The organism is Xanthomonas arboricola pv. juglandis (genome assembly GCF_001013475.1).
Classification (GTDB): domain Bacteria; phylum Pseudomonadota; class Gammaproteobacteria; order Xanthomonadales; family Xanthomonadaceae; genus Xanthomonas; species Xanthomonas arboricola.
In genome coordinates this window covers 1,252,780-1,268,328 of sequence record NZ_JZEF01000001.1, presented here as the reverse complement: position 1 = coordinate 1,268,328, position 15,549 = coordinate 1,252,780, and the positions used below count along the sequence as shown (strand labels likewise).

Sequence of the window (15,549 nt, the reverse complement as noted above, 5' to 3'; positions counted from 1 at the left end):
TTGGATATGATTGCTGCATCTGTGGGGCAATCATGTGGCGTGTCGCCCTATGCCCTGCGGGCGTCTCCTGGCGATTTCAGCGGGACTGCACCGCCGTTTCCAGCCGCGTGGCTGCGAAGCGGTTCAGTACAAGGTGCGTCGCGTAAAGGAAGAACAAGGTGGCGGCCACAGAGAGCGCAACGGAGCTGATCCGGTAGAGAGAGTTGGTAAACAGGTCCGTGGACGGAGTGGCGAGGCCAAACAGGGCTGCCAGCCCTGTCAGTGCGCCGAAGCCCCGTGCGGGACCTGACGCCTCACGCGCGTGCTCGGCCGCGAACAGGAGCAGCCCGAAGGCGTAGAAGGGAATCACCAACAGAAGTCGGTCATAGTGGGTGTAAAGCAGCAACTGGATAAGGAGGGCAAGCACCGAGCCGACGACGGTACCTGTCATGCGCTGCAGGCTGGCCATCTTCGAACCACTCCAGGTCATCGGAAACAGAATCAGCAGGGTGGCAACCTGTGCGGACAATGAGTCGCGTAGATCCGCGACCTGGAAGACGATGAAGGAGAGCGTTGCACCGATGCTGCCCAGGAGAATCTGATGGCGGATCGTGCTGGCAGTCTTCTTCACACGAGGCGGTGGCTGTCGCGGCGATCTGTCGGGGAACAGTGCATAGGACACTGCTGCCACGGCTACGGCCATTGCAGTGGCCCACGCATGATTGCCGAAGAGATTCAGGACATCGGTCTCAGGATAGCTGGCCAAGTGCACCAGCGTGTGGGTGGATGCCAGCGACATCGCGCCGAAGAGGAAGGCTCTTCCTGTTGCCAGCAGCCAGAAGCACATCATCGAGAACAGCAGAACCAGCAGCGTCATCACAAAGGGAGAACGAATGAAGACGGCCGCGATCAGAGTGGTTGCGGTGATGTTGACTGCCGCGCTGTACAGGAACTGCCGCGCGATGTGGGCATTGAAAAGCGGTACAAGTCCCATCAGCAGCAGCGGGTAGATGGCATAGAACAACCCGTAGTTCCAGCCGAAGGCCTTGGACACGGCAAACGCCAGCGTACCCCCGAAGACCAGGCGCTTGACTTGTGACCAGCCATTCTCGGTCAATGTGTGCCGCAGCGAGGGTGCTTTGGCATCAGTAGACATAGTGCAACCAGCTGATCAAGCGGATCTGTGCACCAGCCAGTGCGTCGGCAATACCGCTGTGGTGTGGGTACAGTTGGATGGTGGCGCGTGCACCGGCAATCAGCGATGCATCAGGCGCATCCAGCAGCCGCAGGTTGACCCTTGCGCGCTCGGCTTGGCGCACCCAGCGGTCCGTCTGTTCGGTGACGGCCAGCTGACCGTCGGCGGCTTGCTGGCCATTGCGAACACCAGCATCGATGCTAATGACCTCCGCACGGAATACTTCGCCTGGGCGGGCGTCAAACACCACGGCAGCACGGTCCCCGGCCACCACGTGGCGCAGCGACTTCTCGCGGAAATCGCCGTAGAGCGTTGGCACAGGTGTCACCAGTGCAAGTCGGGGCACCCCGGCTGCCGCGTATGCCCCTTGCTCCAGCTGCATGTTGCTGACGGTGCCTTCGCTTGCCGCGCGGATGGTGGTTCGACCGAGTCCGGTATGGGCTGACTCCAGTCGAATCAACGCTTGGCGTGCACTCAGGTTGTCGCCCTTCAACGACCCACGCTCAACGGTAAGGCGTTGCAGTTCGCGTGAGGCAATCTGTACCTGGGCGGCGGCGACCGCACTGGCCGATGCCAGCTCATCGGCCGCCTGCCGCGAAACGAACTGGTCAGCCGCAAGCGCCTTGTAGCGCGCCGCCTGGCGCGAGGTTTCCGCGGCTTGCGTACGAGAGGACAGGAGCTGTGCCTTCGCGCCGGCAATGTCTGCATCGATGGCACGGTTATCGCGTTCGGATGCCTCGAGCTGAAGCTGCGCGTCCGCCACCGCCTGCGCGTAATCCGTCGGGTCGATGGTAAACAAGACATCCCCGCGCGCTACCTTCTGATTATTGCGGACGTTGATGGAAACGACACGGCCGCTCACCTCCGGTGCTACCTGGACAACCATGCGGCCAAGGCGTGCCTCCGGGCTCACCGGCATGTGCAGGTCAGCGAAAATGAAATACAGGAACAGCATCAGGCCCAGGGTCAACGAGCTGTATACCCACCGGCGGAACCGCTGCTCCGGAGACAAGGGCGCTTTCATGCGATGCCCTCCAGCGGCAGCAGCCGTCCCATCTCGCCGCGCGTGTAGCGATCCAAAGCCTCGATAAGTTGTTCCTGGTCGTTCATGATGAATGGCCCATGCACAGCCACCGGTTCGGCTAGGTCGGTACCGGTCAGCACCAGAATCTGCGCAGCGCCATTGGGCTCGACCTGTAATGGGCCCGCTTTGGTGAAGCGTGCAGCGGTCGCTTGGAAGGCTCGAATCTTCCGAACCTCGCCCCCGGCCTGGACCTCCACCTCCCCGGACAACGCGTAGACCAGCGCGTGACGGCGTGCCGGTACCGGGTAGATCCAGCTGCCCATCACATGTACATCAAACAGGTCGAAGGGCTCCGCAGGGTCGAGGCGACCAATCGCCCCCGACAGGCGCCCGCTCAGCACGCGGGTTCGGTTGAACTGCTTGTCCATAATGACCGGAACGTCGCAGGCTTTCAGGTGCATTACACGCGGCGGCAGTACCTTCGTCCGCCGCGATTGATTGACGAAGATCTGGATGCCGTGAACCTCTCGACCGATGGCTGCGGGGAACTCCTCGTGGACAATTCCCGATCCTGACTGCGTCCACACGACCGCACCCGGCTCGATGACCACGTCGTGCTGAAGTGAGTCGCGGTTGCGAAGGCCGCCCGCCGAGCTTTCCAGTACGTAGGAGACGGCGGAAAAGCCCGCGTGTGGGTGTGGTGCAAACGTCGGACCGCGCATCCGGTAGTGGTCCAAGGCCATGACCGGTGCAGCCAAACCTTGCAGACCCTCCAGGTCCAGCCGCCGTGCGGAGAAGTGCGCACCGTGCTCTACGTGGATGGCGTCCACCACGCCAGACATGACCTGACTCATGAGTGTTTCCAGAAACAGGGTACAGGTGCCCCGAAGCCGATTACCCTACATTTGCAACAGTGTTGCGATAAGATGTCAAAACCACCAAAGACTGGTGCGGAATTGCACCAATGGCTGCGCGATGGATGACCTGAATGATCTGGCTTACTTTGCTTCGGTAGTTCGCCATGGCGGATTTTCTGCTGCTGCGAGAGCATCCGGCATCGAAAAGACCCGACTAAGTCGTCGGGTTGCGGCGCTGGAAGATGCACTGGGGGTGCGCCTGTTGCAGCGAACCACACGCCGCATCGCCCTGACCGAAGCGGGCGAGCGCTTGTATACCCAGGCCAGCCGTCTGGTGGAAGGCGCAAAGAGTGCCTACGAAAGTGTGGCCCACCTCAAACGCGAACCCTCGGGCACCGTCCGCTTGAGTTGCCCCCAGGTGATGGCGCAGAGCTATCTGGCCCCGATCCTGCCCGGGTACCTGGTGTCTCATTCGAAAGTAAAGCTGGAGCTGGACACGCGCGACCCAGAGGCGGACCTGCTCAGGGAACGCTTCGATCTGGCGGTGCGCGCCAACGTACGCATGGATGACACGGCAGGGCTGGTGGCAAGAGAGCTGGGGCGCGCACGACGTGTGCTGGTCGCGAGCCCGGCGCTGCTTGATCAGACGGGTCGGCCACGGCGGCCTGGCGACCTCGCCGCGATGGACACGATCAGTCGCCTTCGCGACGCCTACGAGGGCCAGGCAAGATGGACGCTGAGTTCCCGCCTTGAAGGCGAGGAGACAGTGATGCACGGCCCGCGGCTGTCCTCTGATGATCTGCGCCTGCAGCTGGAAGCTGCCATTCATGGCTTGGGTGTGGCCCTGCTGCCAGAACCCATCGTGTCCGGTGCGGTGCTCAGTGGCATGTTGGAGGTAGTCCTGCCCGATTGGTCGGCCACCACCCATGTCATCCACCTGCTTTACCCGCCACCGCGCGGCATGCTGCCGTCGGTGCGGAGCCTGATCGACTACCTGGTACTGCACCTGCCGGCCAGCATTCAACAACGCAGCGTGCAGGTCTAGCCGACCTGCTGCTTCAGATGCCTGTTGAGGCGTGGGGCGTCGTGGTGGAAAGCCGGTCACGCAGGAACTCGATGAATCGCTGGGTTTTCGCTGGTAGCAGTCTGGTTTCGGTCATTGCATATGCCGTGAGCGGAACGCCTCTCCAGTGCGGCAGGACCCGCTGCAACCTGCCAGCTGCCACGTCTTCCTCCACCGCCTTGGGTGGCATCAGGATGATCCCCAACCCTAGTCCACCCAGGCGACGCATCATGCCGATGCTGTTGACGATGAAACGGCCTGCCACCAGCACCTTCCGCTTCTCCTTGTCATTCTGAAGGGTCCACTCACCATCGCGCTGCATGTGGAAGCACTGGTGTGCGGTCAGATCCTCGGGATGCTTGGGTTCTCCTGCTTCGGACAAGTACCCAGGTGCGGCGTAGAGCTCTGCCGAGAAGCTGGCAATCGCGCGCGCTATGAGACTTGAGTTCTCCGACTCCCCGATGCGAATGGCGACGTCGAAGGGTTCGGTGAACAGATCGACCCGGCGCGGAGTCAAGTCAAACTCAAAGCTGATGCCGGGATAGGCGCGGGCAAAATCCGCAATGTGCTCTGCCAGGTACATCGCTGCGAAGTCTACCGGCATCGACACGCGCAGGACTCCCGCGGGCTGGGCAAGCATGTTGCCAAGCTGCTCGTGCGCAAGCCTTGCCTCTTCGACGATGTGCTTGCAACGCTCGTAATACAGGTGCCCGGCTTCAGTCAGCTCCAGCTTGCGCGTGGTCCGGTGCATCAGCCGCAGGCCAATCGCCTTCTCCAGGCTGCTGATCCTGCGCGAAATGGTTGAGTTGGGGATGCCGGTGATCTCCGCTGCTCGGCGGAAGCTCATCACCTTAACGACCTCGACAAACAGCGCCATGTCGTTCAACAGTTCCATGATTGCGTCACCTATGGAGCAATATTTTCCAGATTACCAGCTTTATCCCGTAGGCGGAATTCTCCACGATGAAGGCCTTCCCCCAGATGCGAGCCGCAGCGCGGCCAGGAATTGCACATGAGCGCCTTGTTCACCGAAGTTCAAGTGGGTCGTTACACCCTTTCCAACCGCATCGTCATGGCCCCCATGACGCGTTCTCGCGCTAACGATGCCGGAATACCCGACGACATGGTGGCCACCTACTACGAGCAGCGCGCCAGCGCGGGCCTGATCATCAGTGAAGGCGTATTTCCCTCCGCGCTGGGGAAGGGCTATGTGCGCACCCCCGGGATCGCAACCGATGCGCAGGTCGCCGCGTGGAAGCGCGTGACATTCGCCGTGCACGCACGTGGCGGGCGCATTTTCATGCAGATCATGCATACCGGCCGCGTCTCCCACCCGCTGCTCCTCCCGGGCGGCGCACAGCCTGTCGCTCCTTCGGCCATCAGGGCTAGCGGCCAGACCTGGACCCAGGAAGGCCAGAAAGATTTCGTAGTACCCCACGAGCTGAGCACTGCCGAGGTCAAGGAAGTCATTGAAAGCTACCGCCTCGCCACCCGGCGGGCGCTGGAAGCCGGATTCGATGGCGTCGAGCTGCACGGCGCCAGCGGCTACCTGCCCGAACAGTTCCTGTCCTCGTCCACCAATCATCGCACCGACGAGTACGGCGGAAGTCTGGCCAACCGCGCACGATTCGTGCTCGAAGTGCTGCAGGCGATGGCCGAAGAAGCAGGCTCTGATCGGGTAGGTCTGAAGATCTCGCCCGAGATGAACTTCAACAACATCAGCGACGCTGACCCGGTTGAAACCTATACCTACCTGGTGGACCTGTTGAAGCCGCTCAAGTTGGCCTACCTGCATGTAGCCCTGTTCGGCAGCGACACTGACTACCATTCCCTGCTGCGCCCGCGCTTCGCCGGCGCGTATCTGCTGGGCAGCGGGCTGGAAAAGGCGAGCGCGGAAAATGCGTTGCAGGCGGGTCGAGCAGACGCTGCGGTGTTTGGAAGCAGCTTCATCGCGAACCCGGATCTGCCGGCGCGCCTGCTCGCCGACGCGCCACTCAATGCGCCGGACAAGAGCACGTTCTACTCCGGTGGCGCAGCCGGATTCGTCGACTACCCGGCACTCGAAACGGCCTGACAGGCTGTTCTTCCATCCAGCGTCATGCGAGGTGAATCATGAAAAGCAACAATCCAGGCCGCCTTGAAGGCAAACGTGTTCTCATCACTGGAACGGGCGGCGGGCAGGGGGCCGTGGCACAGCGCCTGTTTGCCCAGCAGGGAGCAACTGTCATCGGCTGCGACTTCCGTCCAGGTGCCGCAGAGGCGACAGCCGAGGCATTACGCAACGAGGGATATTCCGCTTTCGCCAACACTGTGGACCTGACCAATCCTGAAGACGCTGGAAAGTGGGTGCGTGAGAGTGCTGAGCGCATGGGCGGCCTCGACGTGCTCTACAACAACGCCGCAGGTTTCGGCTTTGCACCATTTACACAGATGGATCTGAAGTTGTGGCGGCATGTGATGAACGTGGAGCTCGATCTGGTGTTCCACACTACCAGTGCTGCGTGGCCGCTACTGATTGAGGGCGGCGGCTCGCTGATCAACATCGCCTCCTACTCGGCCTTGCTGGGCATTCAGCCGCTGGCGCAGGTTGCCCATGCCACCGCGAAGGGGGGCATTGTTTCAATGACGCGAGCCTTGGCTGCAGAGGGCGCGCCGCACGGCGTGCGGGCGAACTCGATCGCACCAGGGTTCATCAGCACGCCAGCGACGGACAAGGCAGTGGATCCGGAAGCGAAGGCTTGGCAGTTGCGTCACGCGCTTATCCAGCGTGCGGGAACCAGCGAAGACGTCGCCTACATGGCTCTGTATCTGGCATCCGATGAATCCAGTTGGGTCACCGGACAGAACTTCAGCGTGGATGGCGGTGCTACGGCCGGTTGGCGAGACGACCAGGAGACCGCTCGGCTTGCCACTAAGGCCACTGCAGCCTAGCCGTCCCGTTTGCTCGCCACTGTACGGGCGGCTCATGGCTCGCCCGTGCAGGCGCGTCGCGGACGTAGCACAGGTGACGAACCGCTTCCGCGCGCCGATCTTGGTTCCTGGCCGTGTCCGCTGCTGGCCGAAAGCAGACGCTGGGCGGGCAGGGGATTAGGAAGATTTATCGAGGGTAGGACAGTTCTGCACCCAAAGCGGCCATCCTGTGCCCGACGCCCGAGCTCGGTTGGCTTGCTGAATGCGCCGTGGGATGAGCCAATTACCCTGGGAGCGTACATTTACGATTGAAACCTCATTGCGGGCGACCTGGTGGAGAGGATTAAGTTGAAGGACACAGATACGCCACAGTCACTCTTGGGCCGCTTCTGGCTACCCACCCACGGTGAAGACACTGCTGTTTCCGGTGTGCTGGACTTCAATGATGCTGGTGCCACGGTGCGCCTAGAGGGCGCGTTGACTCCAACCGGCTTGCTGGCCAATGCCATTGTTTTCGCAAGGCTCCAGGGTAGGCACGAGAAGGCCACGTTGTTCAATTGCTTCGCATCCGCCAGTAAGAGAGGCGACGGCACTGTGGTGTCCTCGAAGATCGAATCCACACGTATTGCGCTGGGTTCGCTACGCGAGGACCTAGGTGTTCGAGGCGTGCAGTTCCGATTGCTAGGTAGCCCGGCATGGTTTCATGAGCAGTGCTTCGACGCCGATATCGGGGACCAGTCTGGGGCGATCGTCCGCTTCAAGTCTTTCGAGTCGACGCGTTATCCCTTGTCGGACGAACTCACTCTTGAAAGGTTCTATTCTGCCACGGTGCCGATGGGCAATTGGGGCTCGGAGCAGTTCCATGTTGACCGTCCGATGGGTTTTCGGATCGTTTCGTCCAGGCGGCTGCATTTCGACCGGCTATGGGCGATGATGTATCGGCTACGCAGGTTTCTGGAGTTCCTGTCCCAACAGCACCTTCCGCACACGCACCTGATGGTCTTTGATGAAGCGGATGTCGAACGAGGCATGCCGGACATCGAGATCAGGCACTCATCGTTGCACGCCGTCAGGCCGAAGAAGTTCGAGTGGGACGACCGGCTGGTGCGGTTCGACGATATACAGGATCGTTTCCCGACGCTGCTATTGCGCTGGTTCGAAGTGCACCAGGCCTCCCCCGAAGCGTTCGACCGCTATTTCGCGGCCTTCGATCGCGACAGAAAGGACGTCATCCTGCACTTTCTCTGGAATGTCGCGGCGCTGGAGGAATTGCACAAGCTGCGGACCACGCGCGTGACCAAGAAAAAGTTCTCGCTGCTGGAACGCCTGCAGGACATCCGGACACGATGGTCCACCGCGTTTAAGGTCACGCCGTCGGATGACGTGCTCAAGCAGATCAAGGACAGCCGGCATTACTACGCTCATGCGGCCGGCGATCTCAGGGACAAGGCTGCCAAGGACTGGACCCTGCTTCGCTACGGCGATTTCGTCGCGGCCTTGTCGAATCTGGAGATTCTTACGCTGCTCGGCCTGAGCGATGAGGACGCGATTCGCTTGGCGAATAGCTATTGGATGAGTGAAACCCTCGCGTTGAACAAATATCCAACCCACAAGGCCGATCCATGATTCGCCGTCCCGGGCGATGTTCCGGCGGCAGCTATTTGCTTCATGCTGTCCAATAGGTAGGTCAGCTTATCGGACCTGGCGCATAAACAAGAAATATCGGGATTGGCGCATGGATGAGCAACCATGTGCCGATGCGCCGGCATCGGATCCATCGGCTGGGTGGAAGCCGACCGCTTGCCTCGGCCTTATGCAGCCGGAGCGAGCAGGGGCCAAGGTTGCCCCGATCGGATATCAGGATGGCGCGCTTCGGACTCGGGATAGCCGTAGTCGTCGCGGATGCCGTCGATCAAGGCCAGGCATTGCCTGGCAACACCTGCTTCGCTGGTCTGGGTCAATGCCAGGGAGAAAAGCCGCCTGCGCAGATCGTCCACGGGCACCGGGAACAGGGTAACGGCGCCACTGAACTGTGCGGAAGGCCGTTCGTCCATCGCGATTTTTCTGATGCTAATGTACAGGCCGTCGCCCGAGCGTCCTGTCCGCGCGTAGTAGCGGACGAGTGACAGGATGCTCTCCGTATCGGACAGCATGAGCAGGGCGCGCTCGATCGCAGAGGCCAGGATGCCTTTGTCCAGATGCTCCAGCAGCCCCAGCATGTCGGCTCTGAACTCGATGTGGTTCTTCGCAAGCTGTGCCAAGTGGGCGCGGAGTGCTTCGATATCGCGATACCCAGGATCGTCGAACGCACCGTCCCGCAGCAGTTGGAGCAGCGCTCGACCCGAAGAGTCGGTGCCGCGGGTGCTCAGGGCAGCCAGCCATTCGTGCTGTTGGGCCAATCCTGGAATGAGCGCCGCGAACTGCAGCAGGACGTCCTCGACGTCGGGCTCGGCGGAGGCGCCCAGCGCCGACAGCAATCCACGCATCTGGTACGGCTGCTTCAAATGCGGCTGTTCCAGGGCGGCTACCTCGTCGAGGATCGCGGCAGGACGTTCGGAAAATGCGAGCAATTCCACCCAACCGAAGAACGCGCTGTGGTGGTCGCCCAGCACCCAAGGCTTGGTCTCGGATTCGGCGAACAAGGCCCGAATGCACGATTGGATCGCGTCAACCTGCAGGCGTTCGCCGGAAAGCGCAAGAGCGACGTACAGGTCTCGTTGCAGGTTGAGCGGGGCCGGGATCTCGATCAATCGACGGACCAGCGCGCTGATATCGCCGCAGGGCATGCGGAAGGCCGCCACTGCCAAGCGGATGGCATGCAACTGCTCGTTCTCGCTACCGCCGTCAAGAAGTGACGTGACGGTATCGAGGATCGCCAGCGCCTCCGGTGCAGGCGGACGCTCACGGAGCCGCCGCCCACGCCGCACGGTCATCTCCCGCAGGAAGGTTCGCGGAAAGGTCGACGGAGTGGTCACGGGGTGCCGCTGCTCCCACAACTGCATGAGCGCGGAGGCCCCCTCCGCGCCGAATTGTGGATGGGACAGGCGCTGGACCAGCAGGTTCTTCACCTGCTCGGTGCCAATGGCGATGAAGGCGCGCTGGTACCAGTTCGTCCAGGAGTGCCGCGCGTCTGACGTCTGGTCGCGATAACCGGATGCGACGAACGCGGCGCGTGAGATGTCCCAACGCCGAAGGTCCTCCGACAGCAGCCGGTCGAGTGCCATGGCCAGCCTGGTATCGCCGACGGTGCCGATTGCGCGGGCGAGTTCCGCGAGCTCCGCCCGGGTGGAATCGGAGGTATCCACCATGGTCGGCACCCAGCGCAACAACGTGTCCACGAGTTGCGTCTTCTGCTCCTCTTCGAGAATCGCAGGCGGGCGAATGGCGGAGTCCTGTCCGCGATGGGAGGCCAGCAGTTCGGCGAACAGGGCGATTCGTCGCGGGTCGGTGGTATCGGCCCGCGCCAGCACCGCGGCAACCAAGGAGCTGTAGGGGGCGGTGATGACAAGACCTCCCAGGAAGCGCTGTTGCTCTGCCAGAGGTCTCCTCGCAGCTGGATCGCTTGCAGCCGGCGCGTCCAACTCCAGTTGTGCGTCGATCAGTCGACCGATCGAAACCGGACCGGCGATGCTGGCGGCATTGGTCCTGATTTTCTCGTCCAGGGCCGCATTGTTGACCATGCTGCGGATCGGATCCTCGTCGGTGACGATATGCTGTTCCTGCACGAGCAGGTTGGCCCGGAACGGGATCTCGAGACCCTGTTCGATTCTCCGCACCAAGGCGGAGGCGACGATCGACGGATATCGTTCGTGTGCCTGATACAAGGCGTGGTCCGCAGCACTGGCGCGGACCTCCAGCGCAGGATCAGCCAGCAACGTGAAGACCTCTTGCTCAGTTTCGATGCCGTCGACGTCGCCATTCAACACGAAGTGCAGCTTGTGTCCCGGATTCTGCATGCTTTCGAACGCGGCTCGACGTTCGGCGGCCATTCGGGTGGTCACTGCAGTGTTGTGGATCCCGGTAAGGGGATGTCCTGAGGCCAACTCCTGCCACAGCTCCAGAGGCGCGTCTTGCAGCACCCGGGCGGCTTGCTGATCCGCCCCGCACCAGTACAGGGATTCCACGACTTCTTTCTTTAAACGCACGCTTGAATCGGTCTGTGCCACCGATGCCGCGAACAGCGCACCTTCCATGCCGCCATGGCTGACCATCTCGCCGAGTACTTCGGCGCGGGTCGACTCTTCGAGCGTCGCCAGCCGGGTCTCCATGTCAGGCAACAGCGAGGGAGGAAACCGGCGTCCCGCACGCAGGACGTCCAGATGATGCCTGTGTTCGGAATCGGCGAGCAACGGCCACAAAAGTTCTGCGAATTCCGGCCGGCCGCTGTTGACGATGAATCCAATGGCGCGATCGACCTTGTCCGGCTGGTGCCAGCGTCGGAGGAACCCGGTCACTTCGTGTTCGACCCGGCCCCATGCCGCGGGTGCGCGGAAAATGATCTCGGCTGCGAGCATGGGGTCGATCGACAGGCAACGGACGATCGTCTTGGCTATCGCATCCAAATCGGCGCTGGTGCCCGATGCCATGCGTTCACAGGCGAACAGGATCGATTCCTCCCATGGACGGACGTCGAGGAACGCGATGGCGAGTTGTTCGGCCGCGGTGGCGTCGCCCGCAGCCATGTTTCGCATGGCGTGCTCCACCGCGAAGGAAGCGTACCATTCCTGGAACTGCTGGTGCTGGAAGCTGTATCCCGCCGGGGTGCCCGAGGATCGAACCAGCAAGTGTTCGGCGATCAGCGCGTCCAGCACCGTCATGGGCTGGGGCGCCGAATACGCGGAGATCTGGCCCTCGTCCGCAAGGCGGCGCTGGGTGGCCTGCACCGAGGCCCTGGCGTTGCCGTCGGGCAGGGACGTGTTGGCGGTGCGGGTGGCCGCGGCGGCAAGGTCGGCGAGGATCTGTTGCTCGTGGCCGAGGGTTGCGTCACGCAAGGCTTCGCTGCGATTGGCGACCTGATTGTGCTGCTCGACGAAGGCGGCAAGCACGCCTTCCTTCGTCGTGGGCAAGCGGCTTCCGGGCGACAGACGCAGGATCGCGTTGAGGAACAAGGGCACGGACACCAGTTCCCTGAGTCCCGGGATTGCGCGTGCTTCTTCCAACAGCGTCTCCCCGTCGGCCCCGCGCATCTCGCTGGCGACCTGGCGTTGTTGTGCATGGTCGAGCGGTTCGATCGCCACTACCGTGGTGGCGAAGGGGACGGCAACACTCAGATTCCTCGAACTGATGACGATGCCCAGTTTCGGGTAGTCGCGACGCAAACCCTCGAGTTCGTTGCGTGCTCGTCTACGGGATGCGCCGTCGAGCTGGTTCCAGCCATCCAGCACGAGGGTGAGTTCGCCAGTATGGGCAAGAAGCCGAAGATGTTCCTGGCGATACGGACGGAACGCCTGGCGTTCGAGGATGCTCTCGAACAGCGAGTGGGACTGGGCCGACCAGTCATCCAGCGGGAGAAAGCTGGCCACCGCGCCGCGCTTATTGATGATCGCTTCGGCGAGCTGCAGCAACGTGGTGGTCTTGCCGGTGCCCGGCGGCGACAGGATCACGATCTCGTTGAAGGCCTCGGTGGTGGTGGCCAAATCGTGCACGGAAAACGAATCCGCGTCCGCGTCGCCCTTCAGGCGCAGCTTCAGTTCGATGGCATGCTCGGTCCAGTATCGGGTCCTGCGGAAAGCGGCGGCATCTTCGCGCGCCGCCGCCACCAAGCTCGCCTTCAGCGCGACGAGATCCTCATCCACGGCGAGGTTGAACCGGTGCCGGATGTCGATGCCCTCGCCGGGATCAATTTGGAGGCCACGCATCTGGCTGGCACCGGCCATTCCCGCCATCAGCGCATGGAAGGATCGGTCTTCTGCCTGCCGTTTCCAGATTCGCAGGATTTCCGCGCTGAAGCCGCTGTCATCGGCGTCGACCGCATGCGCGTGATCCTGGCAGAGCCAGATCCCGTTGGACGCGTCCTTGCGCTGTTCACTGGTCAGCGCGGGGTCGTACCGGGGGCCTCCGGCAGACGCGGCGGTGATGTGCGCTGCGACGCCGATATTGATCGCGCCGGTACCACTCTCGTCTGCTCCGGATGTTGGCTTCCCGCAATGGGGATGCGCGCAGCGATGGCCGGCCTGCTTCGCCAGCAGTTCCTTGGCGGCCCTGTTGAAATCATCCCTCATGGTTGATCTCATCTAACGGACAAGCTCTTTGAGATTCGGGTCGGGTGAGAGCGTAGAAGGAAGCCATCAACCGATATTAGCTAACCGTTAGAAGGTCCGCTCCTTGCCGGAATGAGACGAAATCCTCCGCCCGTGATTGAGTCAGTCTTCGAGAAGACGAGCGGCGGGGTTCGCAGCGGCGCTGCCAGTTTGGAAATACCCCACAACACTCGACACCGACCGGTGCTCGGTCAGCTGCATGATCGCCGGCAGCGCCACCCCTTGGCGGCTGGCCTCGGTCACGAACCCTGACCTCAAGCTGTGCCCACCAAAATCCCCCTCCAGCCCGGCCAGGCGGGCCCGCCTTTGCACGATCTCACCCACCGCAGCGGGGGACAGGGCAGGGCCGACGCGCTGCTTCCACAGCCGTCGGAAGATCGCCCCTTCGGTGATCCCGGCTGCGTCCAGCCAGTCCTGCAGCGCGAGGGCGGCCCGATCGAGCACCGGCTTGTCCGGGGTCGAACTCGCGGTGACGCCGGCCTGCTGGGTCTTGCTGTGCTCCAGGCGGTAGATGTAGCCCGCCTCGCCGATCCGGCGCAGGTCGCGCAGGTCGGCGGCGGCGATCTCACTGCGCCGGCGCCCACCGCTGGCAAACCCGAAGCAGAGTAGGGCGCGATCCCGTATTCCTTCCAGGCTGTCGTCGCAGGTGGCCAGCAGGGCTTCCAGCTCGGGCAGGGTGATCGCGGTCTTCTTGCGCGGCCGCTCGCCGCGTTTGACTGCGGCTCGGGCGGCGCGGCTGAGCACGGTGCGGATCGCTGGCTGTTCGCAGGGATTGGTCGCCTGTTTGAGCCTGTGCGCGGTGGACAGCACGGCGACCCGATGCCGCGCGGTGGCCAAGGTCCAGGGCCCAAGCTTGGCCTTCAGGCCGGCCGCCACCAAGGCCTGGTCCACGATCGGCGGCAGCTCCCACGCCAGCTCACCGTCAGTCGAGCGGCGCTGCACGTGGTCGACCACAAACTGCAGCACGGTGGCTTCGGGCACCGGTAATGCGAGCTCGATGCCGTAGCGCGCCGCATGCCAGCCGGCCCAGTAGCGCAGGGCACTGGTGTAGCTGCGGGTGGTGTTCTCGGCCGCTGCTTCGGCCAGCAGCTCGCGCACCGCATCCGCCGCCTGTTGCGCCAGCTGTTCGGGCAGTACCAGCTGGTGGACGGTCTGGACGAGGGCGGCACTAGTGGAATTAGCATTCATAGTATGTAATGTACGCTACGAATAAGTAGCTGTAGCCACGATAATCATCACTTATCGCGACTACGTCAACTGCGGGGCAGGGCGCCAATACGGGAGACATTTTTGATGGCCAGAGGCATCACCGAATCCGACGTGCACGGCGCTGCCGATGCACTTGTTGCAGATGGCGAACGACCTACGGTTGAGCGTATCCGCGCCTATCTGGGTACAGGGTCACCGAATACAGTCGTGCGCTGGCTGGAGACTTGGTGGCAAGGTTTGGGGCCTCGCTTGGCAACGGACCGCCAGGTCCGGATTACCACAGCCAACGTGCCTGAAGCTGTCGCGGCCCTGGCAGGGCAGTGGTGGACGTCGGCGCTAGACCACGCCCGAGCCCAGGCCGATGAAGCAATGGCTTCTGATCGTGCATCCCTCTTAGACGCCCGAGAAACGTTGGAGCGAGACCGGCACGTTATGCAGGCCGAGCTTGCCCGACTAGAAAGCGTAACCCACGCTGCTCAGCAAGCCGAACAACTCGCCGCCGCGCGGACGTCCGAGTTAGAGCGCTTTGTCGAGCAGCTGCAGCGTCAGCTGGCCGAACTTAGCCAGCAGCGTGACGCCTCAGTTTTACGCGCCCTCGGCTCAGAAAGCGCCAATGAAATGTTACGGGTCCAACTCCAGGAGTTGCAGGATGCAGCGCGTGCCGAGCGCGACACCTTGACCCAGCATATGCGCGCCACTGAAGACCGGGCACATGCGGAGATCGATCATGCGCGTCAGGAATCCAAGCAGGCCAAGCAGCAGCTAACTGCCAGCCAGCGAGAGGCAGCACTGGATAAGCGCCGACTTGAGGAAGCGCTAGAACACGCGCAAGGCGATGTTTCAGCGCTCCGCCAAGACCTCACGATTCAGCAGGCACGCGCAGATGCACTTGAGGCGCAACTCGTCAAATTGAACGATCTGCCGGCAGCACTCGAAGCAGCGTGGCAGCAACATGTGGGACGGAGTCCACCTAAGCGCCCAAAACCCGAACGGTCTAAGCGAGATCGCAGTAAGGCGGTTAAGTGATGCACAGCAAGCGCCATGCCGTGTTA

At 62.4% G+C, this 15,549-nt stretch carries 11 protein-coding genes; 5 read left to right on the top strand and 6 right to left on the bottom strand.

The features are described 5' to 3' along the window. Nucleotides 1-76 precede the first annotated feature (76 nt). From XARJCFBP2528_RS05265 to XARJCFBP2528_RS05255, 3 genes are read right to left on the bottom strand one after another with little or no spacing between them, the layout of a single operon-like run. Nucleotides 77-1,135, bottom strand: coding sequence for a DUF2955 domain-containing protein (locus XARJCFBP2528_RS05265; protein ID WP_026064554.1), 1,059 nt, complete (start codon nucleotides 1,133-1,135; stop codon nucleotides 77-79). Beyond that, nucleotides 1,125-2,198, bottom strand: coding sequence for an HlyD family secretion protein (locus XARJCFBP2528_RS05260; protein WP_053052088.1), 1,074 nt, complete (start codon nucleotides 2,196-2,198; stop codon nucleotides 1,125-1,127). Before XARJCFBP2528_RS05260 ends, XARJCFBP2528_RS05265 begins: the two co-directional genes overlap by 11 nt. Continuing rightward, the gene (locus tag XARJCFBP2528_RS05255) at nucleotides 2,195-3,052 is read right to left on the bottom strand and encodes a pirin family protein (protein ID WP_016903426.1); all 858 of its coding nucleotides are present in this window, start codon (nucleotides 3,050-3,052) and stop codon (nucleotides 2,195-2,197) included. The genes XARJCFBP2528_RS05260 and XARJCFBP2528_RS05255 overlap by 4 nt, the downstream gene beginning before the upstream one ends. 121 nt (nucleotides 3,053-3,173) lie before the next feature. Between XARJCFBP2528_RS05255 and XARJCFBP2528_RS05250 the strand changes: the two genes are divergently transcribed. Continuing rightward, the gene (locus XARJCFBP2528_RS05250; protein WP_026064552.1) at nucleotides 3,174-4,100 is read left to right on the top strand and encodes a LysR substrate-binding domain-containing protein; all 927 of its coding nucleotides are present in this window, start codon (nucleotides 3,174-3,176) and stop codon (nucleotides 4,098-4,100) included. Between the two features lie 13 nt (nucleotides 4,101-4,113). Here the strand turns inward: XARJCFBP2528_RS05250 and XARJCFBP2528_RS05245 are convergent, their stop codons facing one another. After that, complete coding sequence (locus XARJCFBP2528_RS05245; protein WP_016903424.1) at nucleotides 4,114-5,013, bottom strand: LysR family transcriptional regulator; 900 nt, start codon at nucleotides 5,011-5,013, stop codon at nucleotides 4,114-4,116. A 117-nt stretch (nucleotides 5,014-5,130) separates the two neighbouring features. Between XARJCFBP2528_RS05245 and XARJCFBP2528_RS05240 the strand changes: the two genes are divergently transcribed. From XARJCFBP2528_RS05240 to XARJCFBP2528_RS05230, 3 genes are all read left to right on the top strand, one after another. Next, nucleotides 5,131-6,192 carry an alkene reductase gene (locus XARJCFBP2528_RS05240; protein ID WP_026064551.1) on the top strand — a complete coding sequence of 354 codons (1,062 nt, stop codon included), beginning with the start codon at nucleotides 5,131-5,133 and terminating at the stop codon, nucleotides 6,190-6,192. A 38-nt stretch (nucleotides 6,193-6,230) separates the two neighbouring features. Further along, the gene (locus XARJCFBP2528_RS05235) at nucleotides 6,231-7,049 is read left to right on the top strand and encodes an SDR family NAD(P)-dependent oxidoreductase (RefSeq protein ID WP_016903422.1); all 819 of its coding nucleotides are present in this window, start codon (nucleotides 6,231-6,233) and stop codon (nucleotides 7,047-7,049) included. Between the two features lie 327 nt (nucleotides 7,050-7,376). Next, nucleotides 7,377-8,654: an ApeA N-terminal domain 1-containing protein gene (locus XARJCFBP2528_RS05230; RefSeq protein ID WP_144422025.1), complete on the top strand. Its 1,278-nt coding sequence runs from the start codon at nucleotides 7,377-7,379 to the stop codon at nucleotides 8,652-8,654. A 185-nt stretch (nucleotides 8,655-8,839) separates the two neighbouring features. Here XARJCFBP2528_RS05230 and XARJCFBP2528_RS21615 read toward each other — a convergent pair whose 3' ends face one another. Together XARJCFBP2528_RS21615 and XARJCFBP2528_RS05220 are read right to left on the bottom strand one after the other, a co-directional pair. After that, complete coding sequence (locus tag XARJCFBP2528_RS21615) at nucleotides 8,840-13,249, bottom strand: NACHT domain-containing protein (protein WP_016903420.1); 4,410 nt, start codon at nucleotides 13,247-13,249, stop codon at nucleotides 8,840-8,842. Between the two features lie 141 nt (nucleotides 13,250-13,390). Then, nucleotides 13,391-14,476, bottom strand: coding sequence for a site-specific integrase (locus XARJCFBP2528_RS05220; protein WP_016903419.1), 1,086 nt, complete (start codon nucleotides 14,474-14,476; stop codon nucleotides 13,391-13,393). 105 nt (nucleotides 14,477-14,581) lie between these two features. On the opposite strand from XARJCFBP2528_RS05220, the gene XARJCFBP2528_RS05215 reads away from it, so the two are divergent. Next, the gene (locus XARJCFBP2528_RS05215; protein ID WP_026064550.1) at nucleotides 14,582-15,523 is read left to right on the top strand and encodes a DNA-binding protein; all 942 of its coding nucleotides are present in this window, start codon (nucleotides 14,582-14,584) and stop codon (nucleotides 15,521-15,523) included. The last annotated feature ends 26 nt before the right edge of the window (nucleotides 15,524-15,549 follow it).